Annotated in this window: 18 protein-coding genes and 1 pseudogene; 15 read left to right on the top strand and 4 right to left on the bottom strand. The window is 54.4% G+C overall.

Annotated elements, in window-relative coordinates:
• Positions 1-31 precede the first annotated feature (31 nt).
• Positions 32-1,561 carry a 2-polyprenylphenol 6-hydroxylase gene (ubiB, locus tag ACR3E7_RS15030; protein WP_480504144.1) on the bottom strand — a complete coding sequence of 510 codons (1,530 nt, stop codon included), beginning with the start codon at positions 1,559-1,561 and terminating at the stop codon, positions 32-34.
• Positions 1,562-2,314 (bottom strand): bifunctional demethylmenaquinone methyltransferase/2-methoxy-6-polyprenyl-1,4-benzoquinol methylase UbiE, encoded by a 753-nt coding sequence (ubiE, locus tag ACR3E7_RS15035; RefSeq protein ID WP_480504142.1) that lies wholly within the window; start codon positions 2,312-2,314, stop codon positions 1,562-1,564.
• An 86-nt stretch (positions 2,315-2,400) separates the two neighbouring features.
• On the opposite strand from ubiE, the gene mutM reads away from it, so the two are divergent.
• From mutM to recF, 6 genes are all read left to right on the top strand, one after another.
• On the top strand, positions 2,401-3,252 hold the full coding sequence (gene mutM / locus ACR3E7_RS15040) for a bifunctional DNA-formamidopyrimidine glycosylase/DNA-(apurinic or apyrimidinic site) lyase (protein WP_170786465.1): 852 nt from the start codon (positions 2,401-2,403) through the stop codon (positions 3,250-3,252).
• A 66-nt stretch (positions 3,253-3,318) separates the two neighbouring features.
• Positions 3,319-4,095: an enoyl-CoA hydratase gene (locus ACR3E7_RS15045; protein ID WP_170790064.1), complete on the top strand. Its 777-nt coding sequence runs from the start codon at positions 3,319-3,321 to the stop codon at positions 4,093-4,095.
• 225 nt (positions 4,096-4,320) lie between these two features.
• Positions 4,321-4,584, top strand: coding sequence for a 30S ribosomal protein S20 (gene rpsT / locus ACR3E7_RS15050; protein WP_170351928.1), 264 nt, complete (start codon positions 4,321-4,323; stop codon positions 4,582-4,584).
• A 560-nt stretch (positions 4,585-5,144) separates the two neighbouring features.
• A complete protein-coding gene (gene dnaA / locus ACR3E7_RS15055; protein WP_480504139.1) occupies positions 5,145-6,530 on the top strand; it encodes a chromosomal replication initiator protein DnaA in 1,386 nt (461 codons plus the stop codon).
• A 228-nt stretch (positions 6,531-6,758) separates the two neighbouring features.
• A complete protein-coding gene (gene dnaN, locus ACR3E7_RS15060) occupies positions 6,759-7,880 on the top strand; it encodes a DNA polymerase III subunit beta (protein WP_170770910.1) in 1,122 nt (373 codons plus the stop codon).
• 59 nt (positions 7,881-7,939) lie between these two features.
• Positions 7,940-9,034, top strand: coding sequence for a DNA replication/repair protein RecF (gene recF / locus ACR3E7_RS15065; protein ID WP_480504137.1), 1,095 nt, complete (start codon positions 7,940-7,942; stop codon positions 9,032-9,034).
• On the opposite strand, the gene ACR3E7_RS15070 is transcribed toward recF, so the two are convergent.
• Positions 9,031-9,597 carry a carboxymuconolactone decarboxylase family protein gene (locus ACR3E7_RS15070; protein WP_170786474.1) on the bottom strand — a complete coding sequence of 189 codons (567 nt, stop codon included), beginning with the start codon at positions 9,595-9,597 and terminating at the stop codon, positions 9,031-9,033. The two genes, recF and ACR3E7_RS15070, sit on opposite strands and share 4 nt — an antisense overlap.
• A gap of 100 nt (positions 9,598-9,697) precedes the next feature.
• Between ACR3E7_RS15070 and ACR3E7_RS15075 the strand changes: the two genes are divergently transcribed.
• The 5 genes from ACR3E7_RS15075 (at position 9,698) to ACR3E7_RS15095 (ending at position 19,320) form a co-directional block, all read left to right on the top strand.
• Entirely contained in the window at positions 9,698-10,270 is a 573-nt protein-coding gene (locus ACR3E7_RS15075; protein WP_480504135.1) for a TetR/AcrR family transcriptional regulator, read from the top strand.
• A 102-nt stretch (positions 10,271-10,372) separates the two neighbouring features.
• Positions 10,373-12,790: a DNA topoisomerase (ATP-hydrolyzing) subunit B gene (gene gyrB / locus ACR3E7_RS15080; protein ID WP_480504134.1), complete on the top strand. Its 2,418-nt coding sequence runs from the start codon at positions 10,373-10,375 to the stop codon at positions 12,788-12,790.
• A gap of 571 nt (positions 12,791-13,361) precedes the next feature.
• Positions 13,362-15,338 carry a P-loop NTPase fold protein gene (locus ACR3E7_RS15085; protein ID WP_480504132.1) on the top strand — a complete coding sequence of 659 codons (1,977 nt, stop codon included), beginning with the start codon at positions 13,362-13,364 and terminating at the stop codon, positions 15,336-15,338.
• Positions 15,338-19,138, top strand: a complete 3,801-nt coding sequence (locus ACR3E7_RS15090) for an SIR2 family protein (protein WP_480504131.1) — start codon at positions 15,338-15,340, stop codon at positions 19,136-19,138. The genes ACR3E7_RS15085 and ACR3E7_RS15090 overlap by 1 nt, the downstream gene beginning before the upstream one ends.
• A gap of 17 nt (positions 19,139-19,155) precedes the next feature.
• Positions 19,156-19,320, top strand: coding sequence for a DUF3291 domain-containing protein (locus tag ACR3E7_RS15095; RefSeq protein ID WP_480504130.1), 165 nt, complete (start codon positions 19,156-19,158; stop codon positions 19,318-19,320).
• A gap of 47 nt (positions 19,321-19,367) precedes the next feature.
• Here ACR3E7_RS15095 and ACR3E7_RS15100 read toward each other — a convergent pair whose 3' ends face one another.
• Positions 19,368-20,195, bottom strand: a complete 828-nt coding sequence (locus ACR3E7_RS15100; RefSeq protein ID WP_480504129.1) for a hypothetical protein — start codon at positions 20,193-20,195, stop codon at positions 19,368-19,370.
• A gap of 75 nt (positions 20,196-20,270) precedes the next feature.
• Here ACR3E7_RS15100 and ACR3E7_RS15105 point away from each other — a divergent pair, with 75 nt between their 5' ends.
• The 4 genes and pseudogenes from ACR3E7_RS15105 to ACR3E7_RS15120 form a co-directional block, all read left to right on the top strand.
• Positions 20,271-20,978: a hypothetical protein gene (locus ACR3E7_RS15105; protein WP_170515819.1), complete on the top strand. Its 708-nt coding sequence runs from the start codon at positions 20,271-20,273 to the stop codon at positions 20,976-20,978.
• A 56-nt stretch (positions 20,979-21,034) separates the two neighbouring features.
• Positions 21,035-22,933 (top strand): Mu transposase C-terminal domain-containing protein, encoded by a 1,899-nt coding sequence (locus ACR3E7_RS15110; protein WP_480504128.1) that lies wholly within the window; start codon positions 21,035-21,037, stop codon positions 22,931-22,933.
• Positions 22,930-23,919: a TniB family NTP-binding protein gene (locus ACR3E7_RS15115; protein ID WP_170515825.1), complete on the top strand. Its 990-nt coding sequence runs from the start codon at positions 22,930-22,932 to the stop codon at positions 23,917-23,919. Before ACR3E7_RS15110 ends, ACR3E7_RS15115 begins: the two co-directional genes overlap by 4 nt.
• Positions 23,916-24,269: pseudogene (locus ACR3E7_RS15120) on the top strand (TniQ family protein); the annotation flags it as partial. The gene ACR3E7_RS15115 and the pseudogene ACR3E7_RS15120, both read left to right, overlap by 4 nt.
• Between the last annotated feature and the right edge of the window lie 102 nt (positions 24,270-24,371).

Raw genomic sequence — 24,371 nt, forward strand, 5'->3', positions numbered from 1 at the left:
TATTTTCAGCCAGATGAAGGGCGGATCGGTTTTAGCTGAGCGCTGAAAGGATCAGCACGATGGCTGCGCCTGCGGCGGCTCCGATCGTTGCAGGAAGCGCCGCGGACCAGAAGCGAGCAGACTTGGGGTCGTCTTTTTGGGTTTGGGCGATTAGCGCGTTTTCGACCAGCGCAGGCAGACGAGGGCCGAAACGGGCAAGGACCAGTGCAGTTTTGCTGAAATCGCGCAGGGCGGCACGGGGGCCGATGGATTTCTTGATGTAGTCCTCGACCACGGGGCGGGCGACTTCCCAGATGTTGACCTGCGGGTCGAGCGAACGGGCCACGCCTTCGACGACGACCATTGTACGTTGCAGCAGGATAAGTTCGGTGCGGGTTTCCATGCCGAAGCGTTCGGTGACTTCGAACAGGTAATTCAGCAGGCGGCCCATCGAGATATGGGTGGCGTCCATGCCGAAGATGGGCTCTCCGACTGCGCGCAGGGAGCGGGCGAATTCGTCGACATCTTGATTGGCGGGGACATAGCCCGCTTCGAAATGCACCTCGGCAACCCGTTTGTAGTCGCGGCGAATAAAGCCAAAGAGGATTTCCGCGTAAACCCGGCGGGTATATTCGTCGATATGCCCCATGATGCCGTAGTCATAGGCGATGATATCGCCATTGGCCGCGACCTTGAGGTTGCCTTGATGCATGTCGGCATGGAAATAGCCGTCACGAAGCGCGTGCAACAGGAAAAGCCGCAGGACGCGTTCGCCCAGATCGCGACGGTTATGATTGGCGGCGTCCAAGGCGTCATTGTCGCCCAACGGGATACCGTCCGCCCAGCTAAGGGTCATGACCCTGCGGGCAGAGAGCGACCAAACCACCGGAGGCAGCCAAAACCCGGAATCATCCTTGGTGTTGGCGGCGTATTCCGAGGCTGCGGCGCTTTCCAGACGCAGGTCCAGTTCGCCCCGCACGACACCGTCGAAATGTTCGATCACCTCCATCGGGCGCAAGCGGCGTGCACCGGGGGCGAACAGCTGCACGATGCGGGCGGCGAAATAGAAGGCGTCCACATCCTTGCGGAAGGCGCGTTCGATGCCGGGGCGCAGGACTTTGACGGCGACATTCTCACCGTTACTAGTCAGCTTGGCCTTGTGAACCTGCGCGATGGAAGCCGCGGCGATGGGTTCGCTGAATTCCGAAAACACCTCATCCACGGGTTGGCCAAGTTCTTTGGCGACTTCGGCCATAGCTTCATCGCGGGAAAATGGGGGCAGTTTGTCTTGCAGCACGCGCAATTGGGCGGCCAGTTCATTGCCGACCACGTCGGGGCGGGTCGAAAGCACCTGACCGAATTTGATATAAGCCGGACCCAGCGCCGTCAGGGCGCGGGTGGCGGGGGGCATGTCGGGGTCGCCCTTGTAGCCCAGCCATTGAAAAGGCTTGCCCAGAGCGTGGGCCACAAAGCGAAGCGCAGGCGGAGCCTCGAACGCGTCCAGCACCACGCTCATGGCGCCCGTGCGCTCCAGCGTGGCGCCTGTGCGGATCAGACGGATGATGTTGTGAGGGCCGCGCATTTAGATCTTCCAACCGGAATGCAGCGCGGCGATACCCATGCTGAGATTGCGGTATTTGGCGTTTTCGAACCCGGCCGCGCGGACCATGCCCAGAAACGTTTCCTGATCGGGGAATTTGCGGATCGACTCGACCAGATATTGATAGCTGTCGTAGTCATTGGCGATCAGCTTGCCCATGCGCGGGATGACGTTGAAGCTGTAGAGGTCATAGAGCTTTTGCAGCCCGTCATTTGGCAACTGGCTGAACTCCAGTACCATCAGGCGGCCGCCGGGTTTCAGCACACGGTAGGCTTCGTTCAGTGCCTCTTGCGGGCGGGTCACATTTCTGATGCCGAAGGAAATCGTGTAGACGTCGAAGGTGTTGTCCTCGAAGGGCAGGGACATGGCGTCGCCCACCACCCAGTTCAGGCTGTCGGCCATCTGATCTGCTTCGGCGCGTTGGCGGCCTTCGACCAGCATCGGCTCGGTCAGGTCCAGAACGGTGGCGTGGCCGTGCCCCGCGCGCTTGAGGAAACGAAAGGAAATGTCTCCGGTACCGCCCGCGACATCCAGAAGGCGCTGACCGGGGCGCGGAGCCAGCCAGTCCATCGTCGCGTCTTTCCAGACCCGATGGATCCCCATCGACATGACATCGTTCATCACGTCATATTTCGAGGCAACCGAGTTGAACACGCCTTGCACACGCCCGGCCTTTTCAGCCTCGCGTACGGTTTCGAACCCGAAATGAGTGGTCTTGTCGCTGTTGTCGGACATAAGCCTTGCCGTTCTTCGAATTTCGCCTCTGTTATAGGGCCATAAGAGGCGGGCACAATGCGGCCCTTTGGAATAGGAGCCATCTAATGCCCGAATTGCCCGAGGTCGAGACAGTAAGACGCGGTTTGACCCCGGCGATGGAGGGGGTGGTGATCGAACGCGCCGATGTGAACCGTCCCGATCTGCGCTGGCCCTTTCCCGACCGTATGGCCGAGCGGCTGACGGGGCAGCGGATAGATCGGTTGCGGCGGCGGTCAAAATACATTCTGGCCGATCTTTCCAGCGGCGAGACCTTGCTGATTCATCTGGGCATGTCGGGGCGGATGACGGTCTCGGGCGATCCGTTGGGTCAGTTCGTGCATGATCATCCTGCGGCGCAAAAACATGACCATGTGGTCTTTCACATGGCTAATGGTGCGCGCGTCACCTTTAACGACCCGCGCCGGTTCGGGGCGATGGACCTGTTGCCCACCGCGAATGCCGAGGCGCATAAGCTGCTCTCGGTTCTGGGGCCGGAACCCTTGGGCAATGACTTTCACGAGCAGCACCTGATTGATGCGTTCATGGGCAAGAACACCCCTGTCAAATCCGCACTGCTGGATCAGGGAATCGTTGCCGGATTAGGGAATATCTATGTCTGCGAGGCGCTTTATCGCGGCAGAGTGTCGCCACGTCGCAAGGCTGGGAAAATTTCGACGCCGCGTGTTGCAGCACTGGTCCCGATTATCCGGCAGGTCCTGCAAGATGCCATTCAGGCCGGCGGGTCGTCCCTGCGTGATTTCCGTCAAGCCGATGGAGAACTTGGATATTTTCAGCACAGCTTTGATGTCTACGGGCGCGAAGGCGAACCCTGCCGCACCGAAGGCTGCGGCGCGCCGATCAAGAGAATCACCCAGTCCGGTCGCTCATCCTTCTATTGCGCGCAATGCCAAAGATAACTTGATCCAGCTTTTGCGCGTGATAATGAATCGTATCTGAACGGAACAACCGGAAGCTTACACCTCATGGCTTTTGAGACGATCATCGTCGAAATCGAAGACCACGTCGCTCTTATCAAGCTGGACAGACCCGATGCCCTGAACGCGCTGAATTCGCAGCTTATCGGCGAATTGTGCGCGGCATTGGAAGATGCCGATAGCAATGACAAGGTGCGCTGCATCGTCATCACCGGCTCGGACAAGGCATTTGCTGCAGGCGCGGACATCAAGGAAATGTCCACGATGAGCTTTGTCGACGTCTACACTACGAATCTGTTTGCGGATCTGAACGACCGCATGACGGCCATCCGCAAGCCGATCATTGCAGCCGTGGCAGGCTATGCGTTGGGCGGTGGGTGTGAACTGGCGATGCTATGCGATTTCATCATCGCCGCGGACAGCGCCAAGTTCGGCCAGCCCGAGATCAATCTGGGCGTGATCGCAGGTTTGGGCGGCAGCCAGCGACTGACCCGCTTCGTGGGCAAGTCCAAGTCGATGGACATGAACCTGACCGGTAGGTTCATGGACGCGGACGAGGCAGAACGAGCCGGTCTTGTCAGCCGCGTGGTGCCGGCCAAGAAACTTCTAGAAGAGGCGATGGCCGCGGCACAGAAGATCGCAGAGAAGTCTCAGCTGAGTGCAATGGCCGCGAAAGAGGCGGTCAACCGCAGCTACGAACTGACGCTGAGCGAGGGGATGCTGTTCGAACGCCGCGTCTTCCATTCGATGTTTGCGACTGAAGATCAAAAAGAGGGTATGGCTGCGTTTCTTGAAAAACGCGCCGCGCAATTCCGCGACAAGTAAGCGGGCGGCATATCGGATCAGGCGGGCAGGGCCCGCCTTTTTTCATGTCTGATATGCGGCTACAAGAATCTACTTGGCAAACCCCGGCAGTTTGGATAGTAAGCGCCGCTATACATGCGCGTGCGGCCCGCTTGGCCCGACTCACACTCGTGATTTCTGATCCGGTGCGGATAATTCCGTGGCGCGCAACCCTAGATAACCGTACCGAACAAAGGTCAGAGACACATGGCTAACTCGCCCCAGGCAAAGAAACGCGCACGTCAGAACGAAAAGCGTTTTGCAATCAACAAAGCACGCCGTTCGCGCATCCGCACTTACCTGCGCAAAGTCGAAGAAGCGATCGCTTCCGGAGACAAGGACGCAGCAACTGCTGCCCTGCGCGCAGCACAACCCGAACTGATGCGCGGCGTCACCAAAGGCGTTTTCCACAAAAACACCGCATCGCGTAAAATGTCGCGGCTGTCGGCCCGCGTCAAAGCGCTGGGCTGAGTCGCACAGTGACCGCTGGTGACCTTAGGTCACGTAAGCAAGACTGATCTATTTAAAGGGCGTCGCGCAGTGCGGCGCCCTTTCTGCTGTTGCCAGAATACCGCGTCCTCACGAAACCGAGAGATTCTTTCGCCCCTAGACCCGAGTCAATATCAGAGTTTCGTTGCCCCGAGCGTCACCCTCTTGCTACCACTGTTTTAGCGATTCACTCGCTTGGGGGGACAGGCTGTTTCACCGACCGGACTGACGGGCATCAGGATGGTCAGGGAACAATTGTCGGCAACCGGTTGCACCGGATTGCCGGTCTGCTGTGGGACTTGGCGCACCAAGAACCTAGGCCCTGTCGAAAATTGAGATTGCGAGCCACGACCCGGTTTTCGGGGCGATCCGGTTATGGAACGTCTGCGAAATTGGTCTGTGCAGGCTTTCTGGGACGAAGGCGCCGAACTTTGCGGGTTCGGCGGGTGGGTATCCTTTTGCGAGTGAGCGTCAGAACCGGGCAACCGGACACATTAATAAGGCCGACAGGCCAATAAAGAATGGGATGCGTGAGGCGCTGAATGACACAAGAGAAATGGGGACTACTGCAAAACAATTTGCTCAAGGCAATCGGCAAGAACAATTACACGACCTGGATTGAACCTCTGCAATTCCAAGAAGTTCAGGATGGCGTTGCGGTGTTCTCGGTGCCGACGAACTTTATGGGCAATTACGTCAGCCAGAATTTTGCCGACCTGATTCTGTATGAGATGAATACATCCGGGGAATCCGTTCAGCGTCTGGCCTTTCGGGTCGCGGCCAACTCGCCTGCGCGCCCTTCGGTCGAAGCTACACCTGCGGTCGAAGTCCCGCAGGATGAGCCTCTGTCGCAGCAGGCCGCCGTCGGAAATGAGGCGCTTGAGTCCCTGCAAGCTGCTCCACTGGATACCCGTTTTACCTTTGATACGTTTGTTGTCGGCAAACCCAACGAATTGGCCCATGCCGCCGCGCGCCGCGTGTCCGAAGGCGGTCCCGTGACCTTCAACCCGCTGGTTCTGTATGGTGGTGTTGGTCTGGGTAAAACCCACCTGATGCACGCCATTGCGTGGGAGTTGAAGACCAAGCGCCCTGATCTGAACGTGCTGTACCTGTCAGCAGAACAGTTCATGTATCGTTTCGTTCAGGCCCTGCGCGAACGCCGGATGATGGATTTCAAACACCTGTTCCGCTCGGTCGACGTGCTGATGGTTGATGACGTGCAGTTCATCGCAGGCAAGGATTCCACGCAGGAAGAGTTCTTTCACACCTTCAACGCGCTGGTGGATCAGAACAAACAGATCATCATCTCGGCCGACCGTGCGCCGGGTGAGATCAAGGATCTGGAAGACCGTGTCAAATCGCGCCTGCAATGTGGTCTGGTTGTGGATCTGCATCCCACTGACTATGAGCTGCGTCTGGGCATTTTGCAGAACAAGGTACAGCACTATAGCGCCACCTATCCCGACCTGCAGATCGCTGATGGCGTGCTGGAATTTCTGGCCCACCGCATCTCGACCAATGTGCGGGTGCTGGAAGGTGCGTTGACCCGTCTGTTTGCTTTTGCCTCGCTGGTAGGTCGCGAGATCGATATGGAACTGACGCAGGATTGTCTGGCTGACGTGCTGCGTGCCTCAGAGCGCAAGATCACCGTCGAGGAGATTCAGCGCAAAGTGTCCGAATACTACAACATCCGTCTGTCGGATATCATCGGCCCCAAGCGCTTGCGGTCTTATGCTCGCCCGCGTCAGGTGGCGATGTACCTGTGCAAGCAGTTGACCAGCCGCTCGCTGCCCGAGATCGGGCGTCGGTTTGGCGGGCGCGACCACACCACCGTTATGCATGGTGTGAAGCGCATCGAAGAGCTGAAGACCACCGACGGTCAAATCGCCGAAGACGTGGAAATGCTGCGCCGCGCTCTGGAGGCGTAGGACGTATCTTCAGAAAACAGGAAAACGCCCCGGAGCCTCACATCCGGGGCGTTTTCTTGTGCGATAAACTCCACGGTTGATTGGGAACTGTGCTCAAGCGGCCACGTGGCCCTTGACCCTTTGGGCAATCCGACTCAGAAATCCATAAAAAATCCTTGTGCCTCAGGGTGGAACCGCTAACGTGCCAGTCCCGCCCCTATCGGCACGCAAGTCAGAGGAATTGAGGGTATGAAGATCAGCATCGAACGCGGCACCCTTCTCAAGGCCGTTTCGCAGGCCCAATCCGTTGTGGAGCGTCGCAACACCATTCCGATACTGGCCAATGTGCTGATCGAGGCCGAAGGTGATCAGGCCATGTTCCGCGCCACCGACCTGGATATCGAGGTGGTCGACAAGGCCCCTGCGCAGGTAGAACGCGCGGGCGCGACCACAGTGGCCGCCACCACCTTGCATGAAATTGTGCGGAAACTGCCCGATGGCGCGTTGGTTACGCTGACAGCTGACAGCGCCGCAGGGCGTCTGACGGTCGAGGCGGGGCGGTCGAATTTCTCGCTGGCGACCCTGCCGAAAGAGGATTTTCCGGTGATGGCGTCCTCGGAATATCAATCGAACTTTACAGCCTCGGCGGCGCTGCTGCGGCGGCTGTTCGACAAGTCGAAATTTGCAATCTCGACGGAAGAGACGCGCTATTATCTGAACGGCGTCTATATGCATGTGGCCGATGGGTCAGATGGCGGCAAGGTGCTGCGCTGTGTGGCCACCGATGGGCATCGTCTGGCGCGCATCGACGCGGACTTGCCTGATGGGGCGGCAGACATGCCCGGCGTGATCGTACCGCGTAAAACCGTAGGTGAGCTGCGGAAGCTGCTGGACGATGACGAGATGGACATCGCTGTCTCGGTCAGCGAGACGAAAGTGCGTTTTGCTACTCCCGATATCACGCTGACTTCCAAGGTGATCGACGGCACCTTCCCCGACTACACTCGTGTTATTCCGCAAGGCAACACGCGCCAGTTGGAAGTGGATGCCGCCGAGTTCGCTCAGGCTGTGGACCGGGTGGCGACCGTCTCGTCCGAACGCTCGCGCGCGGTGAAGTTGCAGTTGGATGCGGATAAACTGGTTTTGTCGGTCAATGCGCCCGATAGCGGTGCGGCTGAGGAAGAACTGGCCGTGGCATATGGCGATGAGCGGCTGGAGATCGGGTTCAACGCGAAATACCTGCTGGAGATTGCGTCTCAGGTGGATCGTGAAAATGCGGTGTTCCTGTTCAATTCGGCCGGTGATCCAACCCTGATGCGCGAAGGCAATGACCAAAGCGCGGTTTATGTTGTCATGCCGATGCGCGTCTAATCGCGCTGGCGCGCGATGCCTCCGGCGGAGGTATTTTTGAACAGAAGAAGGGAGGGGTCATGGGATTGGCCCTGACCGAGCTTACGGTCTCGCATTTTAGGTCTCATAAGCTGGCGCGTTTGTCTCTGGATGGGCGGCCGGTGGCGATCCATGGGCCGAACGGGGCCGGGAAGACCAATATTCTGGAAGCGGTGTCGTTGTTTTCGCCCGGTCGCGGCATGCGGAGGGCGAGTGCCGCTGAGATGACGCGACGACCCGAAGCGCTGGGGTGGAAGCTGTCAGGCCTGCTGAACGCACAGGGGCAAGGCTATGAGATCGAGACATGGTCCGAAGGGGGCGCTGCGCGGCAGGTTCGGATTGATGACAAGGCGGCCAGTCAGATTGATCTGGGCAAGCTGGCGCGCGTGGTCTGGCTGATCCCGTCGATGGATCGACTGTGGATCGAAGGGGCTGAGGGGCGACGGCGGTTTCTGGATCGTATTGCGCTGAGTTTTGATCCCGCCCATGCCGAGGCTTCACTGAACTATGAAAAGGCAATGCGCGAACGCAACCGCCTGCTGAAAGAGCAGGTGCGAGATGCCCATTGGTATGCCGCGTTAGAAGGGCAGATGGCCGAGACCGGGCACCGCATCCACGCGGCGCGTCTGGCGGCCTTGGATCACTTGCGCGCGGCGCAAGAGCAGGCCGAAACCGCGTTTCCGTCCGCTGATCTGGAGCTGGTTCAGTCCGAAGGCGCGATGCCGGACACAGTCGAGGACCTGCGCGAGGCGCTGAATGAAAGCCGGTTTCGCGATCTAGCGGCGGGGCGGACCTTGGTGGGGCCGCATCGATCGGACCTGTACGGTGTGTTCGCGGCCAAGGGCGTTCCGGCCAAGGATTGCTCGACCGGAGAGCAAAAGGCCCTGCTGGTCTCGCTGATCCTGTCGAATGCGCGGGCGCTGGCGGGGATGGTGGGTGCACCGCCGATTGTGCTGCTGGATGAGGTGGCCGCCCATCTGGATGCCGGACGGCGGGCCGCGCTCTATGACGAGATTTGCGCCTTGGGCGCGCAGGCCTGGATGACGGGCACCGGGCCTGAGCTGTTTGTGGAATTGGGCGACCGGGCCCAGACGCTGGTTGTGACCGAAAGCGACGGGGCCTCGGTTGTCGCTTAGGCAGGTTCGCTGACCTTGCGTTCCCACAGGAAGCCGCGCATCACCTGATCGACCGGGGTTTGCGCCATATGATTCATGTAGTTCGACATGGTTTTCTGAGCCAGACCCAGCACCACGTCCAGCACCGCGCGGTGCGAGTAACCTGCGTCAAAGAAGGCTTGCAGCTGTTCCTCGCTCGGGTTGCCGCGGCTTTGCATCACTTGCAGGGTGAAGGTGCGCAGTGCCTCAAGCTTGGCGGACGGCAGCGGGGTTTCGTTGCGCAGCGCCTCGGTGATTTCGTCCGAGACCTTCATCATCTTGGCGATGCCGGTATGGGCGGGCACGCAGTAGTGGCATTCGTTTTCCACGTTGATGGTCTGCCATACGACGGTTTTCTCGTCATTGTCGAAATCGGTTTGCAGAAACAGGTGGTGCAGCATCTGGTAAGCTTCGAGGTGCTGGGGGCTTTCGGCCATCACCTTGTGCAGGCCGGGCAGGCGCCCAAATGCGGCCTGCGACTTTTCCAGCAGCGGTTTGGACCCTTCGGGCGCTGTTTCGAGGTCATGAGAGGGGAAGTTTGCCATGTCAAAGCTCCTGTTTCTGGCGAAGTGAATCACATTTAGGCTTTCTTGAGTGATCACTCAAGTATATATTTGAGCAAACGTTCAAGAATTGGTGACGGCGATGCCAAGAAAACCCTCATACGACCGGGATGCGCTGATTGCGCAGGCGCAGGATATATTCTGGCGACAGGGGTGGGCCGGCACGTCGCTGAAAGATCTAGAACGCGCGCTGAACCTGAAACCCGGCAGTTTTTATGCCGCATTCGGGTCGAAGGATGCGCTCTACGCACTGACGTTAGAGCGATACGCGCAGGACGGCGTAGCGCGTCTGATGGCAATGGCCGATGAGATAGGTCCGTTGCGGGCACTAAAAGCGCAACCGCATGTGGTGATCGACGCGGGCGCTGTGCCGACGCATGCCTGTATGCTGGCCAAGACCTATGCGGAATTGCAGGCCAAAGGTCATGAGTTGGCGGACAAGGCGAGTGGCCACATGGTCGAGATGAAAGAGTGTTTCGCCACGCTCTTCCGTCGTGCCCAGCAAGCCGGAGAGATCGGGCCGGATCACGACCCGGATCGGCTGGCTGCACGGTATCAGTCGGACATTCTGGGCCTGCGATTGTCCGCCGAACGCAACGATGTGAATGCCGCAGAAATCGCCGCAGATATCGCGGCGGATTTGGACCGGCTTTGATCGGCCGAAAACGGCAGAGAAAACCACAAAATCTTGGGGGAGCGCGTGACATTCCCCACCAGAAAACGTATAAGTTACCAAAATAATATAGGTACTAACGGCATGTCCGACGACGCACAGGCACCACAGGAATACGGTGCTGATTCCATTAAAGTTCTCAAAGGCTTAGAAGCTGTTCGCAAACGTCCCGGTATGTATATCGGGGATACGGATGATGGCTCGGGTCTGCACCATATGGTGTATGAGGTCGTCGACAACGGAATTGATGAGGCGCTGGCCGGTCACGCCGACCATGTAACCGTAAAAATCCACGCCGATTCCAGTGTTTCAGTCAGCGACAATGGGCGCGGGATTCCGGTGGATATTCACCCCGAAGAGGGTGTGTCCGCCGCTGAGGTCATCATGACCCAACTGCACGCGGGCGGTAAGTTTGACAGCAACTCGTACAAGGTGTCGGGCGGTCTGCACGGCGTGGGTGTCTCGGTGGTGAACGCCCTTTCCGATTGGCTAGAGCTGCGCGTCTGGCGCAACGGCAAGGAACATTTGGCGCGCTTTGAAGGTGGCGAGACAGCAGAGCATCTGAAAGTGGTTCAGGAGTGTGGTGAACGGACCGGGACCGAAGTGCGGTTTCTGGCCTCGACCGATACATTCTCGAACCTCGAATATTCGTTCGATACGCTAGAAAAGCGCTTGCGTGAGCTGGCCTTCCTGAACTCGGGCGTGCGGATCATCCTGATCGACGAGCGCCCCGCCGAACGGCTGGAAACCGAGCTGTTCTATGAGGGCGGTGTTAAAGAATTCGTCAAATACCTCGACCGGTCCAAGACACCAGCGATGCCTGAGCCGATCTATATCAAGGGTGAACGCGACGACATCGGCGTGGAAATCGCCATGTGGTGGAATGACAGCTATCACGAGACGGTCCTGCCTTTCACCAACAACATCCCTCAGCGGGACGGCGGCACGCATGTGGCCGGGTTCCGGGGTGCTTTGACCCGGACGATCAACAATTACGCGCAGTCCAGCGGGATCGCGAAGAAGGAAAAGGTCAGCTTCACCGGCGATGACGCGCGCGAAGGTCTGACCTGCGTGTTGTCGGTTAAAGTACCTGATCCGAAATTCTCATCCCAGACCAAGGACAAGCTGGTGTCGTCCGAGGTGCGCCCAGCGGTCGAAGGCTTGATGAACGAAAAGCTGGCCGAGTGGTTCGAAGAGAACCCGAATGAGGCCAAGGGGATCGTCGGCAAGATCATCGAGGCCGCTTTAGCCCGTGAAGCCGCCCGCAAAGCCCGCGAACTGACCCGCCGCAAGACGGCGATGGATGTGAACTATTTGGCCGGTAAGCTGAAGGACTGTTCCGAGAAAGATCCGTCTAAGACTGAAGTTTTCCTCGTCGAGGGTGACTCGGCCGGTGGTTCCGCCCAGACGGGTCGGGACCGTCTCACTCAGGCCGTACTGCCGTTGCGTGGTAAGATCCTGAACGTCGAGCGCGCGCGGTTTGACCGGATGTTGTCATCTCAGGAAATTGGCAACCTCGTGATGGCGCTGGGCACCGGCATTGGTCGGGACGAGTTCAACATCGAAAAGCTGCGCTACCACAAGATCGTCATCATGACGGATGCCGATGTGGACGGCGCGCATATTCGGACTCTGCTGTTGACCTTCTTCTACCGGCAAATGCCAGAGCTTATCGAAGGTGGATACCTTTATATCGCGCAGCCACCGCTCTATAAGGTTTCGCGTGGTAAATCAGAGGTTTACCTGAAGGATCAGGCGGCTCTGGATGACTACCTGATCAATCAAGGGGTCGAGGGCGCGGTGCTGAAGCTGGGCTCGGGCGAGGAAATCATCGGGCAGGACCTGACTCGCGTGGTCGATGAAGCGCGTCAGTTGAAACGTGTTTTGGACGCCTTCCCAACCCACTACCCGCGTCACATTCTGGAACAGGCTGCGGTGGCAGGTGCCTTTGTGCCCGGTGCGGTCGATGCCGACCTGCAAGGCGTCGCGGACAAGGTGGCCGCTCGTCTGGACCTGATCGCGCTGGAATATGAACGCGGCTGGAAGGGCCGGATCACACAGGATCACGGCATTCGTCTGGCCCGCATCCTGCGCGGCGTCGAGGAGGTCCGTACACTGGACGGCCCCATGCTGCGGTCTGGCGAGGCGCGCAAAACCGGCAGCTTCACGCAAAGCCTGCAAGAGGTCTACAACACCCCCGCCACCCTGATCCGCCGCGACCGGACGCAGGCCATCCACGGCCCGCTGGACCTGTTGCGCGCCATTCTGGAAGAAGGCGAAAAGGGCCTGTCTCTGCAGCGCTACAAGGGTCTGGGCGAAATGAACCCTGATCAGCTGTGGGAAACCACGTTGGACCCGGATGCACGTACACTGTTGCAGGTCCGCGTGGATGACATGGTCGAGGCGGATGACCTGTTCACCAAACTGATGGGCGATGTAGTCGAACCGCGCCGAGAATTCATCCAGCAAAATGCGCTAAGCGTGGAAAATCTGGATTTCTAGGGATGTGTAGGTTTGCGCATAACACTTCGCGCACCCCATAAGTTTGCGTAGTTTGCCCATAGTTTTGCGCTGCGCGATTGTCTGCCCTAGCGGTGAATTCAATCAGTTTTTGGCGTAGTCGTTGCTGTTATGGTCCTTTGCGTTGCTCAATCCCGCAAAGGGCCTCCCTAAGGAACCTTGGGTTCCATGCGGCCTTTTTGCTTGGATTCTCGCGAAGGTCTGCGACGCGCAGAAAGCAGACTTCGCAAAGTCTCCGTTCAAAGTTTCGCCTGCCTAACCTGACCGGCCCGGAGCCGCCGTACGTTCAGGCGTATCAAGCTACCGCGCAGCTTCAGGAAAGCAGTCATTGAAGTGTCTGCTCAAGCTACCTACTGGTTTGCGCAAAATAACTGCAAACTTGTCAACGATTTGCCGGGGAGTTCTTGTCACAGCTAGTACTTTGATTCATTGCTGAGCACAGCGTGCAGGTCAAAAACGATTGTTTGGGGTTACGTCTGGTGAACAAGGATCGACGTGACCGTCTGCACCTGCCATAAACTGTTCATTCAATTTAGTGGCGAGTATTTTGCGAATGGGCATTGATAGGGCCGAGGTAAAGGAATTTCTTAGAAATTGGGCAAACACTGAATCGAAACCCCACTTTGCGGTTTTGGTCGAAGGGCGTTGGGGCTGCGGGAAAACTCATTTTGTATTGCAGTTGTTAGAAGATGAGTCGTTCACAGACCGCAAACCCATCTACCTTTCGGTGTTTGGTATCCCCGACGTCCAGTCATTGGAGACCAACCTCTTTTATGCAAGTGCCGGTTCTCTCACGAAAACACTACACAAGGGGGCGGGCCTTGCTGGATCTATCTTCAGCGGTGCACTTACACTTGGATCAGGAGGCATTTTTGGGGGTACAGCAAACCTGAACAAAATCGTTGATGCGGTGACTTCGCAACTGGAACAATCATCGACGAACATGGACGGAGCACTTTTGGTTCTGGATGATTTAGAACGCTGCCAAATCCCCATGTCGGAACTATTGGGCGTTGTGAATCGATTCGTAGAGCATGGTGATACTCGTGTAATTCTTTTAGCGAATACAGACGGTTTGAAAGATGATCACTTTATTGCATTTAGAGAAAAGATAGTCGGGCATTCATTTTTTTTGGAAAGCGACCCCGACAGCGCATTAGCGTCGTTCGTCGGGGAAATCGGACAGTCCGACGTTCGTGGGCTGCTTGAATATTATGAACAGGACATCCGTGAACTCTACAACAAGTCTGGTTTCCACAACCTTCGAGCTTTGCGTCAGTTCGTTTGGCAGTTGGCTACTGTACTTGAGCGTATGAACGAAGACTATCGTAAGAACGACGAGTTAGTTCGGAATCTTATCGTTCAGTTCTTTATCTTCTTCATAGAGTTCAAACTCGATCTCGCTGATGAATCAGCGTCTCTAACACCCTTGGATTTGTTGGGGCAATATGACGAGGGAAAAGATGAAGTTCGCCATGTCTATGAGTTCTCATTTGACAAAGACAAAGAGCCAACCCCCAAAAAACGTATCTTCAACAAATACGAGCAGCATAACGGAATAAGAACCGTCATCACTGTTCAGCAGTGGATTGCGATTCTTACCTCTGGGGTCGTAGATGCGGCTAGATTGAATGCAGAACTAGCCCAAGCGGATGAAGTTGCTGGTGTTGGTTCCTGGCCGTCTTGGAAGAGGCTTTGGCACTTCTATGAATGGGACTTCTCTGATGGATCAGAGCCAGGGTTCTGGTCTGATGTCGAAGATATGCAATCTAATTTGGGATGCGGTAGCTATGTTGAAGTCGGTGAGTTCCTTCACGTGGTCGGCGTTTCTCTAATGCTGGCAGAACATCAGCTAATTGACCAAACCGTACCCAAAACGGTCAAAACAATGAAATCTTACATCGATGGGCAGTTCATCCCCGCTTTAACGTACGAGCGTTGTCGAGGCGTCGTTGAAAGGTTTGGTAACCAATTGGATTCGTATGATGGGCTTGGGTTCATCGGGCGTGAAGGTGCTGAATTCAAGGAGGTCCTTAATTATCTGGTCGAAAAAGTCGAAGAATGGCATCAAGCTTGGTTAAGGGATGATGCAGGTAAGGAGCTTTTGGGTTTTCTGACGGATGACTGGATACAGTTCATTGGAAACCTGAAGGTAACAAATCACCCGTCAGAACAACGTTACTTGGACATTCCTATTCTTGCGACCATCGATGCCGGAGCCTTCGTTGATACTTGGTTCAAATTGTCACGCCAAGAAGAACGGCTCGTGGTGGGTAGCCTGAAGGACAGATACGAACACCGCCCTGCGCTCTTGGACAAAGAGGGACTTTGGTGGCGCAGCGTTCAAGAAGAACTGATGCGACGTGTTGCCAATACAAGGAGCAAACCCAGAAACGTTCAAATCAAGAACCTCGTGAAGCACATTAACTCATCAATCATCGAGAAATGGGAACTTAGGCAGTTTCAGGAGTTCTCAAAAGGTGGCTTGGCTGACGTTGGTTGGATGACCCGAACGCGGATTGGTGACTAATGAGATTTCATGCAAACGGTCCAATTATTCCTGACGTTCTGCTCGAACGCTGTGATGCAGGTAGAGTTGTGTTTCTCTGCGGTGCTGGCGTTTCACTTCCATCCGGAATGCCGAGTTTCATCGGATTGACGCAATATGTCATTGACTACTTTGACCCACCTAAAGATTCAGAAATCATGCGGGCGTTCCAACCTTGGATTGATGATCCGACTGGAATAAACATGCCGCTGGATCAAATTTTCAATCTGCTCCATCTGGAGTACGGACGAGGCGAAGTGAATGCCCTTGTAGCTGAACGCCTTCAAGCTTCATCGGGAAATGATCAAGTCGGCCATCACCACGACGTCATAAAACGTATCTCAACAAGTCCAAACGGTGAACCACAGATCGTCACCACCAATTTCGATCTTTTGTTCGAACTAGGTGGTGATTTTCCGACTTTTGCGGCTCCTGCTTTCCCTGATCTTGCGTTTGGAGGTGCTGTTGAAGGCATAACCTACCTGCACGGGCGGCTTGCAGACAAAGACGCAGATCAACATTCTTACGTCCTGAGCAGTGCGGACTTCGGTCGAGCATATCTTTCAGAAGCATGGGCAACGAATTTCATACGGCACTTACTGGAGCATTACACTGTCGTTCTGGTTGGCTATCAGGCTGAAGACCCACCAATCAAATACCTTCTGCAAGGTTTGAACCACGATGGACAGTTTGACCGCACACGCATCTATGCCTTCGACAAGGGTGCGCCTGAGGACGTTGAAGCAAAGTGGCGTGACCGCGGTGTAACAGCGATTGCATATCCCGATCACCCCGACCTTTGGCAAACATTGGAGGCTTGGGCAGACCGTGCAGACGATCCCAGAGCATGGCGTGGGTCGGTCATTTCAATGACAGAACAGGACCCCAAGTCGTTGCAACCGCACCAGCGAGGGCAAGTTGCACATGTTCTGCGATCAGTAGCTGGTGCCAAACTGCTGGCCGACGCTAAACACCCAACGCATCCAGAGTGGGTTTGTGTTTTCAGCGGCTCCATTCGGTCTGCTAAGCGGGCTAGTGGGTATGGTGAAGACGCTGAAGTCTTTGAGCCAAATGTGGCCTACGGCTTGGATGATGATCTTCAGAACCTGTCAGATGAAGACTACCGCCAAGGTATCTTTAACGATGATTTGCTGTCGTGGCGGCATGGCGATGAAAACCCATCTGACGCACATCGACTAGGCGGGAGAGCACCCGATGGTTACACGAACGTCCCACCCCGGTTGTGGCATCTGATAAGGTGGGTTGGAGACAACCTTGCTAGCCCTGTTATCGCTTGGTGGGCCATCAAGCAGAACGGCTTGCATCCACGCCTACTGAACCACATTGAATGGCGTTTTGGTCAGCGTGAGGAACTTCACGACAAGGCTCGGCACATCTGGAGTCTGATCTTAGATCATCACAAGGACCCTCGGAACCGTGAATGGGACGGTGCCTGGTTTGACCTTAAACGGCGGATAAGAACTGAAGGTTGGACGCCAAGTGTTTTACGAGAGTTCGGGCGAGTAGCTGCTCCGAAGCTAGATATCAAGCCGCCGTACAGCTTAGCAGGCGTCCGCCCTACATCTGCGGATTGGCCCGAGATCGAACTCGGCCATCTGGGGCAGTTTAACGTGAAGTTTCTCGAACGCCACAACGACGACTTGGACATACCTGACGACGTACTTCCCAAAGTATTTGGTTTGCTCGAAGATGCAATGAAGGCTGCGTCTGGCATGCTAACCGATATCGGTACGATCTATTTCTCTACGCCAACCTGTTACCCTGATCGCGAAATTGATGGAGAGGATCGGCACCCCGATGCCGCTGACGCTTTCAAGCTCTTCATCGAGCTTTTCGAACGACTTTCACAGATTTCACCCCAAGTTGCATTGGGGCATTTCCTAAATTGGCCAATGGAGGACAAGTTCTTCTTCAGGAAACTCGGCCTTTACGCCTTGTCAAAGGACAACCTGTTTGGGCCCGAAGAGGTTGGTCAACGGATACTGGGACTTAGCCAAGATGTATTCTGGGACACCGATGTGTCACGGGAACTTATTTTTCTGTTGGTTGACAGGTGGGCGGATTTCCCCGAACCGCTTCGTCATCGGCTGGGTCAACGGCTACTCGCAGGACCAGATCAGAAAGGCTATTGGTCTGATGACGTGTATCCGAGCGTGCGTGACGAATTGGTAGCTAGATATACGCGATACCTGGAATTGCAGGGATGTGAACTGGTCGGCGATCAAAGTGATCGTCTTTCAGCGCTCATTGCTACCATTGAGAATTGGAGTGACGGTTGGGCTACATCCACTGTCACTGAACACGGTTCACAAATTGGGTGGGTCGGTACAGATGAAACACCTGATGCTGTTCTTGATCTAGCTGTTGATGAGATAGTGCCAAGGGCGAAAGATGACCTAAACCGTGACTTTGGGAGCTTCACGGAGAAGCGGCCCTTTACTGGACTAGTCAAAGCCAACCCACGCAAAGCGTTATCTGCTCTTTCCGCCGCAGCGAGAGAAAATGACTATCCACAGGCGTTTTGGTCGGCGATGATCAACGAGGTTCCAGATGGAATCTCACCCAGGCTAAGAAGGGTGTTTCTGCACCGTCTGAGTCGTCTTCCTCAACCAGTGATAATGGAGTTGAGACATACCGTTTGTCGGTGGCTTGAACAGAACATCACAAAGCTAATCGAGTTTGATAGCGAACTTGCTTGGGACGTGTTTGATAGTGTTGTGGACGGCGTTTTAAGCGGCGGTGAAGCTGCAACTGAGAGTGGTATCGGTGAAATCAGTCTCGGCGGTGAGGGCATTCAGAAATCGCGCCGCACCTACCAACATGCAATAAATGGACCTCTGGGAATGTGTGCTCAGGCTCTGTTTCGCGCGGTGCCTGGCGAGAAGCAGGAACAAGACTCTCTGATTCCAGACTACATAAAAACCCGTATTGAACGGTTGTTCGCTTCTCCAGGCGAAGGTTCCGACCATGCCGTTTCAATTGCCTTTAGTAAGCTGAACTGGTTGATGTACGTTGATCCTGAGTGGGTGAAAGCACGACTCATTCCTATGCTGGCGTTTGATCACACCGCTGCTGAACCAGCCTGGAATGGGTTCCTATGCAGCAATCGGGTTCCATGGTCACCGCTGGCTGTTTTGGTCAAGCCACTCCTTCTGGAGGCGGTCAAGTGGGTGGAAAACCAAAAATGGGATCGTGACTTGGCGAAGGTTGTTACGCAATGGCTGGGGTTCCTGTATTTGTTCAGACGCAATTCGGAAGATGGCATCACCAAGCAGCAGATGCGCCAAATTGTACGTGAAATGTCCGACGATACCCGCAACCAGTTCATCTGGTGGTTGGGGAAAGTCGGCCAAAATAACGATGAGGGCTGGGAAAAGCTAGTAACACCCTTTTTGAATGAAGTTTGGCCGCGAGAACGCATTTACCGCACGGCATCGTCAGTCGAGTCTTGGATTGGTGTGCTTGATGACACAGGAACCAGCTTTCCTGTGGTGTACAGGGCGGTAAAGCGTTTTTTGGTGCCCGTAGAAACTGACCGTCACCCATTCTACCGATTTACCCGCGAAGTTGGTACGGACGAACCAATCACTATTCAGTTCCCCGAGGAAACGCTTGACCTGCTCAATGCAGTGACGCCCCAGATCTTGAGCCGACCGCCCTATGAGTTACCGAAAATTCTTGCGTTAGTTGGCGAAACATCACCTGAACTTAGAGCGGATCATCGCTATCTCAGACTTATGGACTTGGTTGAAAGGATGTAGTCGGGTTCATTGCGCGATTGTTCAATGAACTTGTTGCCGATAGCTATGTCATCCGGCCGATCCAAGCTGGCCATATTCCGAGCCTGACAGAAGGAAAAGAAAGACTACTTCTGTTGAGAAAAAATGGACCAAGTCCGGAGGCTTATGACTTTGCAACTGGTAAAGATATAGTTGTTAGATAAGCAGCTCAGCGACTACAAAACTGGATCGACTATCCTTATCCCGTTCCTTACTCCTGAACCACCAAGTCTTCAAAACGCTTGGCTCCAGCTTCTGGTAATGTTGCGAAACAAATTCCATCAAGACCAATCTCATCTCGGAGCTTTGCCAGATGTTTCAGGTCATAACCAGAGTCTTGAGGTACGACTAAGAGCGCCTCTGGTACAAGTCTCCTAAGGAGCCAAAGATAGCCAAGTGTATTTATTGCGAACTGTCTTTCTACTCTTGTCCTGTGCGCGTTTATTTCGACCGCTACTTTGGGCTTCCCATCAACTTCGATGACGTAGTCAGGATACAATGAACCTAGGCTCCTTCCGTCTTTGAGCACCGCGTTGTCGGAACCGAACATCTTGGGGCCATATACCCTGAGAAAAGAGAAAACAGTTTGATCAAAAATTTGCGCGCGTTGAGGAGAGGATAGTTTTGAAAGATTTGTATCCGAGTGCTTTTCTGCTCGCTTCTGTCGGAGTCGGTCGAACTCGGCCTTTAGCTCGACTTGTCTCATTTGTCCGCCGAAGACCTGGGGCGCGAGTCTTTCAGCAGTGGTCGGATCCAGTTCTTCTATTTTCATCAAAAACATGACCAGGGTCATACCCAACCAAGCTGGTCTATCTTTTTCTACGTCAGGAAATCTCTTTTTTAACCACTTGTATGCTTCGAGCGGATTTCTCAGGGTATGAGCACGCTTCCCTCTTAGTTCCGCCACCAAATTCAGAACTTCCGAAGATGTGCGAAGGTCATATTTTATTGGGTTTTCGACCGCTTCTGCTAGGGCCTCACCAAAATCTATCCAATTATCTTTTTTTGCCACGTCTTCGAGGCCGTTGCTTTTTCGCATCGGTTAATTCACCATTATTGTGCGTCGGCAACAATTATTTGCAAAGGACGACGCCGATGTTGTAGGGAATACCCTATGAAAATCGACAGTAGAGCAGAAATCCCTGCGCGCCAAGCTTGGCGAAGAGGGCAAAAAAAGAAGTCGCATTTCTTGTCTACAAGAAAAGCAAAAGGCGTGATCCAGACTGAAAGTGGGTTAGAGGCAAGTTTTGCCTTTGGTTGTGACCTGCATCCGAAGGTTAAGGCTATCCGGCCGCAACCCTGCACATTCGATCTGAAATCAGGTCGTGTTTATCCAACAAAAGCGGAGCTCATCACCAAGTTCAAGGGAACGGGATACAAACCAAAACCTTACACCCCTGATTTTGAAGTCATCTGTTTTGATGGCCGGAAGCTCTTCGTGGAAGTGCGACACTCTAGATTGTTGAAGCACAATGAGAGCACGTTGCTACTGCCAAACATCTTTAGAAGCCTCGGTTTAGAGCTTCTGATCCTCACCGATCAATTTCTTGCCAGAGATTTGGTGCACAATATCCGATCTCTGCATCCCTACATTCAGAGGTCTCCGACTGACGAGTTCCTTCGCAAACTGTCTTCAATTGAAGCACAAACGTTCCGGTTGGAATTTCTCCTGCAAGAACTGGGTTGTAGCCAGATCGATGTACTAAGTTCAATCGTATTGGGCCACATCTCAGTTGATCTTAGAGCAGGCATGCTCCGACCCAAATCTGTTGGACAGTTAGCCTACGGCCAAAAGTCTCATCTGGAGATCTTTCCACTGTGACGCAGCAAGGCCCCAACTATGTCGGATGGAATGTTCTCATCGGAACGGAAGCTTTCGTGGTCAAGGAGTTTGGTCATCAACGAGACCACGTTTTGCTTCAGGATGAACAAGGGACATACAAAGAAATTACCAATGAAGAATTCAGGACGCTTTATTCTCTCGGTGTGGTAAGCAGCCCGCATCTTCATGGTACGACTTCCAAAAGACTGGGTACACCAGAGGAAAACAACGAAACGTGCTTTCGAGAACTGATCCTTGTCAGAGTAATTGAACTACAAAGACAAGGATACTCGTGGGCTAAGATTAGAGACAAATTGGCAGATGAGTTCGCTGCGCATCCGCTTCATGTACATCGGAAGAAACCTTTTCCGACTGTAAGGACCATTCAGAATTGGCGCACGCAGTACCTACTTTCAGGAAAAGCAGGTCTACGATCCAAGACAAGTAATTCCGGCAATCGTACTCCGAGGTATAACGCGGAGTTCCGGGAGGTCGTTTTGGATCTTTTGGAAGAACATTTTCTTAACAACGACCTAAAAACTATCACTTGGATTGCCCGGCAAGCCAAGCGGCTGTACCGAAGGCAATGCGAATCCGAAGGCAAGGTGCCCGGTCCCTGCGGAAGAAAGTGTGTTGAAGCAATTGTTTACAGCCTGCCACATGCCGGGCTTTTAAAACGGCGACTGGGGGACGAAGAGGCAAACAGGCGCTATCTAATGGCGCTGGAGTACCAAAGAGTATCCACCCCGCTCGAAAGGGTAGAATTGGATTGCACCACGCTCGATGTTTGGTGCGTCGATGATGACGGAACCCCAATTGGCCGCCCCCACATTTGCGTAGCAATCGACTGCGCAACCGGTGTTATTCTTGGGATGCAACTCAGTTGGAGCCGTCCCGACACTGCATTGGTTTCTCGAACTGTAAAGGAAATCTTGGAGCCCAAAACACCAGCATTTTTCATGATGCACGGTGTCGAGAACGATTTTCAGACATTCGGGACGCCTCAGCTGTTGATTACAGACCAGGGCACCGAAAACAGCGGTGACGTCTTCCATACGATCATCGATTGTTCGAGCCTGGAATGGCGCAAGATGATCCCAGGTCGACCGGATAAAAAACCGTTCATCGAACGTTTCTTCTTGGAGCTGAGCCGGTTTGTCACTCAATTCCCTGGTGCTTCGCAAACGTCCCTCATCGGCCCGAGAGATCGGACGGACAAGGCACAAAAAGAGGCCCGCCTAACTTTGCAAGAGATTGAAACGCGACTGCAAAAATGGCGCTACGATGTGTACTTACGCATGCCCAGGCGACGCGTACAACACGTGCTCCGAAGACTGGAATCTCCGATGCAATCTTGGCGTAGGACTTCCAAAGACTGTTTTGTACCAATGCCCCCAGATCCCCACGAACTCAGAGAGATGTTTATGGTTCAGGCTGCGACGAGAACTGTGCAACGGTACGGTATCTCCTACGGAGGAGTGACATACCATAGCGCTGAACTCGCCAACTACTTGAAAATGGTCGGTGTACCCACGACAGTCGATATCCGCGTTGACCCGAATGACATTCGAGAAATTGCGGTTTTGGATCGCCTGAATAATGAGCATTTCTTCGTACCCGCAAAGTATGAAGAGTGCCCGGCTCTATCCTTCGATGAGTTGGCGAGGCTGCGAAAGCAAACCTTCACCCCGGAAGACGAAGAGCTTCAAGAAAAGGCGCTGATCGCTGCGATGGCTCTGCACCTTTACGAAGAAGAACCAAAGGCAAGGACAAAGACCGCAAAGTCTCGGGAGAAGGCCGCCAAAGAGGAGCGAAGACAGGAAATCTTCGCCCAATCCAAGAAAGTCATGGATAAGCACGGTCATTCAGAGCCCGCGTACAGGGTGGAAAAACCTGAGTTTGATCTGCCCAACAAACTGCCAAGTTTTGTCTCTAAAGGAGGGTGCCCGCAATGACAGAGCGAGTGTTTGAAGTTCTGAACCAGACAATTGAACATCCGAGCTATTTGGTTGCCAAAGACAAATTGGTTGAAGCCGTCTCCATCTCTCGCAAGTTAAACGGCGCCGCAGTTTTCTTGTCCGGACCTACACGCTGCGGAAAGACGCAACTCTTGAATGACGTTCAAGTTGAACTCGGCAAGCGACCAGATCTCAGTAGCGACCTGCTTGAGTATTCTGGTTTGAGCGGAGCAAGTGATTTTGTCATCGGAAGTATTCCGACCAAACCAAACAGCAAGACACTGCTTACAGCGATGCTGGAAGCCGTTGGGGTCAAAGCCGGACCAACCCAAAGCGCGCATGATTTACAGGCCCGTCTGTGCTTCGCTGTGCGTGAAAAAGGTATTCGCACAATCGCGTTGGATGAATGTAGCCATTGCGCCGAACGAGGTGCTCATCTGTCAAAACGTGGCGCAACCGACCATTTCAAATGGCTAATCGATCAAACAGGGGTCACGTTGATCCTCGCCGGTTTGCCTAAGTTTCAGGGGCTCATTGATGAAAACGAGCAATTGAGGGACAGAACGCTGTCGACTATCGAGCTGTTTCCGTATGCTTGGTCGAGTGGCGCCGATGCTACAAGCTTTGCCGCAGCGTTCTCTGAAGCTCTATGCAACATGCAAGCCGCCGGTGGCCAGTTTGACTTTGATTTCGAAGAACTGGTGGTCAGATTGTACGGCGTAACTGGAGGTCGCGTTGGAATGCTTGTGCGCATCCTCCAAGTGGCCGCGCTCAAGATGAAGTCGACGACGCTGACATCCAAGATTATCTCGGACAGCGCAATTCAGTTGACGCAAAAGAGCCTAAACGCTGGTTACTTTTTTGGGGAGGAAGCACCTCAGAAAATCGACCTTGTTCGATCCTACATCCATGTCATGCAGGATGCTGGCTTGGATGTGACCCCAGAGTCACTCATTGACCTTGAAGCGTTAGAGGCCGCATGACATCGAGACACTCTGACTTTCTGAGACCAAAAAATTCAGAAAGCCTGTTGGGCTATATTAGGCGTTTAGGGCGAGCAAAAGCACACTACTTCACGTCGGATTTTTTGGCAGAACTTGGCAATCGATACGGGCGTCAATTGGTTGATGATATCGCCGCATTTGAAGAGGAGTTGAGGGTCCCGCCCGGGACACTTGAACGTCTCGCACCTAGCTCGCCACCGAAAGATCCTAGTAGAGACTGGCAATACGAACGTCTTCACTCTGACCCAGTTTGCCCACAATGCCTCGCGGAAAAGAAACCATATCAAGCGCTATGGCGGCACTCCCTGGTAACTGCATGTCATGAACATCGATTGAGGCTGGTTGACGTTTGTCCAAATTGTTCGGAGAGATTGACACCACAGGTGGGTGGCTATCGATTGTGCAGTTGTGGATTTCCTCTTGATAACCTG

Source organism: Ruegeria sp. BK1 (assembly GCF_056535645.1).